The sequence below is a fragment of the Priestia sp. P5_B4 genome, assembly GCF_056400385.1.
In genome coordinates this window covers 1-2,856 of sequence record NZ_JBFULJ010000482.1, presented here as the reverse complement: position 1 = coordinate 2,856, position 2,856 = coordinate 1, and the positions used below count along the sequence as shown (strand labels likewise).

The window sequence follows — 2,856 nt, the reverse complement described above, 5'->3', positions numbered from 1 at the left end:
TACACACGCAGTGAGGTTTATCACTCGTTGTAAAGATGTCAGACGATAAGGTAATCGACATTCAAAATGGAAAGATTGTTGAGTACGACAATTATTATAACTCGTTGGGGGTTTTATCATGGGTAACGAAACGTCGAATAGAGGGGAGCCTTGGCAAGGATTTTTGGGTCCGAACTATGGCTATGTATTAGAACAGTATGAGTTATATGAAGAGCAGTCAGATCTAGTAGATCCAGAGTTAAAAGAATTATTTGATTATTGGGGTGCTCCTCCATTAAACGAAAGCGAGCAGGTTCAGCAAGCTGAATACGCACAGGCTGCACCTTCAGCTAACACATCTAAAATTGCATCGGCTATTAAGCTAGCGGAAAACATCCGTGCTTATGGTCATCTATACGCATCAATTAAACCTCTTGAAAGCGAGAAGAAAGATCCTGTCTTGCTTCACTTGGAAGATTACAATTTAACGCAAGAAGATTTGAAATCAATTCCGGTTGATATTTTATGTACGAATGCGCCATCACACGTCAAAAATGGTTTAGACGCAATTAACTATTTAACAGATGTCTACACAAAAACCATTGCGTTTGAATTCCATCACGTACATAACATGGAAGAGAATAAGTGGCTGACTGATATGGTCGAGTCAGGTGCTATTTTCCAACCTCTTTCAAATGAGAAAAGAACTTCTGTATTAAAGCGTTTAACAGAAGTAGAAGGCTTTGAACAATTTTTGCACCGTACATTTGTCGGACAAAAACGCTTTTCTATTGAAGGCGTAGATATGTTAATTCCACTTGTAGATGAACTGATTGCACGCTCAGTGGAAACAAGCCCAAAAACGGTTAATATCGGGATGGCTCACCGTGGACGCTTAAATGTATTAGCACACGTATTAGGCAAGCCGTATGAAATGATTTTTGCAGAATTCCAGCATGCACCTAACAAGGAATTAGTTCCTTCAGAAGGTTCAATCGGTATCAACTACGGCTGGACGGGAGACGTAAAATATCACCTGGGTGCCGACAAACAAATTAAAGCAGAGAACACAGTTCGAGCTCGTTTGACATTGGCTAGCAACCCTAGTCACTTGGAGTTTGTTAATCCGGTTGTGGAAGGGTTTACAAGAGCAGCTCAAGATGAGCGTGATGTGAATGGATACCCAAAACAAGATGTAAAAAAATCGTTCGCGATTTTAATTCACGGAGATGCTGCGTTCCCTGGTGAAGGTATAGTACAAGAAACGCTGAACTTAAATCAATTGACTGGTTATCAAACAGGTGGAACAATCCACATTATTGCTAACAACATGATTGGATTTACAACAGAAAGCGTCGATTCTCGTTCAACGAAATATGCAAGTGACTTAGCAAAAGGATTTGAAATTCCAATTGTTCACGTAAATGCGGATGATCCGGAAGCCTGTCTAGCTGCTGCTTACTTTGCTTATGAGTATCGCAGACGTTTTAACAAAGATTTCTTGATTGATTTAATTGGATACCGTCGATTTGGCCACAATGAAATGGATGAACCGTCTGTAACGCAGCCGAAGATGTATGAAATTGTGACAAAACGTCCAACGGTTCGTGCTATGTATGCAAAGCAGCTTGAAGAACAAAACGTAATTCAAAGCGGCCAAGCAGATCAAATTAATGAAGAATTACAAGCGAAGTTAAAAGCAGCTTATGAGAAAGTACCGCCAAAAGCTGAAAAGCAACATAGAATTATGGAAATGCCACAAGCAGTCTTCAAAGGAATTTCAGATATTGATACATCGGTTACAAAAGAAGAGCTGTTTGAAGTGAATCAAGAGCTGGTGAAATACCCTGAAGGATTTAACGTATTTCCAAAACTTGATCGCATCTTATCTAAACGTGCCAAAGCGTTTGAAGAAAATGAAAGCGTAGATTGGTCATTGGGTGAGGCATTTGCMTTTGCTACGATTTTAAGAGACGGCACGCCAATTCGTATTACAGGCCAGGATTCTGAACGTGGTACGTTTGCACATAGACATCTTGTTCTTCATGATCATAAGACAGGGGATGTTTACTCACCACTACACGCAATGAAGAACGTAAGCGCTTCCTTTGATATTCGTAACAGTCCATTATCAGAAGGATCCGTTCTTGGATTTGAATACGGCTATAATGTATTTGCTCCGGAAACGCTTGTTCTTTGGGAAGCACAGTTCGGTGATTTTGCCAATGCAGGTCAAGTTATTATTGACCAGTTTATTGCAGCAGGCCGTGCTAAGTGGGGACAAAAATCTGGAATGGTCTTATTGCTGCCACACGGCCATGAAGGTCAAGGACCAGAACACTCAAGCGCTCGTCTAGAACGTTATTTACAGCTAGCTGGTGAAAACAACTGGACAATTGCAAACGTAACAAGCGCTGCACAATACTTCCACTTACTTCGACGACAAGCTGCCATTTTACAGCGCGAAGAAGTAAGACCGCTAGTAGTTATGACACCAAAAAGTTTGCTTCGTAATGCTTTTAGTGTGTCAAACCTTGAAGAGTTTACAAAAGGCTCTTTCCGCTTAGTAGTAGAACAGCCTGGATTAGGCAAAAAAGAAGATACAGTTGAACGAATCGTTCTGTGCAGCGGAAAAATCAGCAGTGAATTAACGGAACGCTTAAACAAAGCAGAAGATGATAAAGATTGGCTACACGTCCTTCGTCTAGAACAAATTTATCCGTTCCCAAGACGCGTAATTGCTGAAATCTTTGCTCGCTATAAAAATTTAAAAGAGATTGTCTGGTTACAAGAAGAGCCGGAAAACATGGGCGCATGGAACTATGTAGAAGATCGACTGCGTGAAGTAGCACCAGAAGGAGCTACGGTTGACTACAT

Annotated in this window: 1 protein-coding gene; it reads left to right on the top strand. The window is 40.9% G+C overall.

From position 1 onward, the window contains the following. Positions 1 to 118: 118 nt before the first annotated feature. On the top strand, positions 119 to 2,856 hold a 2,738-nt coding region (sucA, locus tag AC1DRF_RS21660), incomplete at its 3' end, for a 2-oxoglutarate dehydrogenase E1 component (protein ID WP_477741665.1).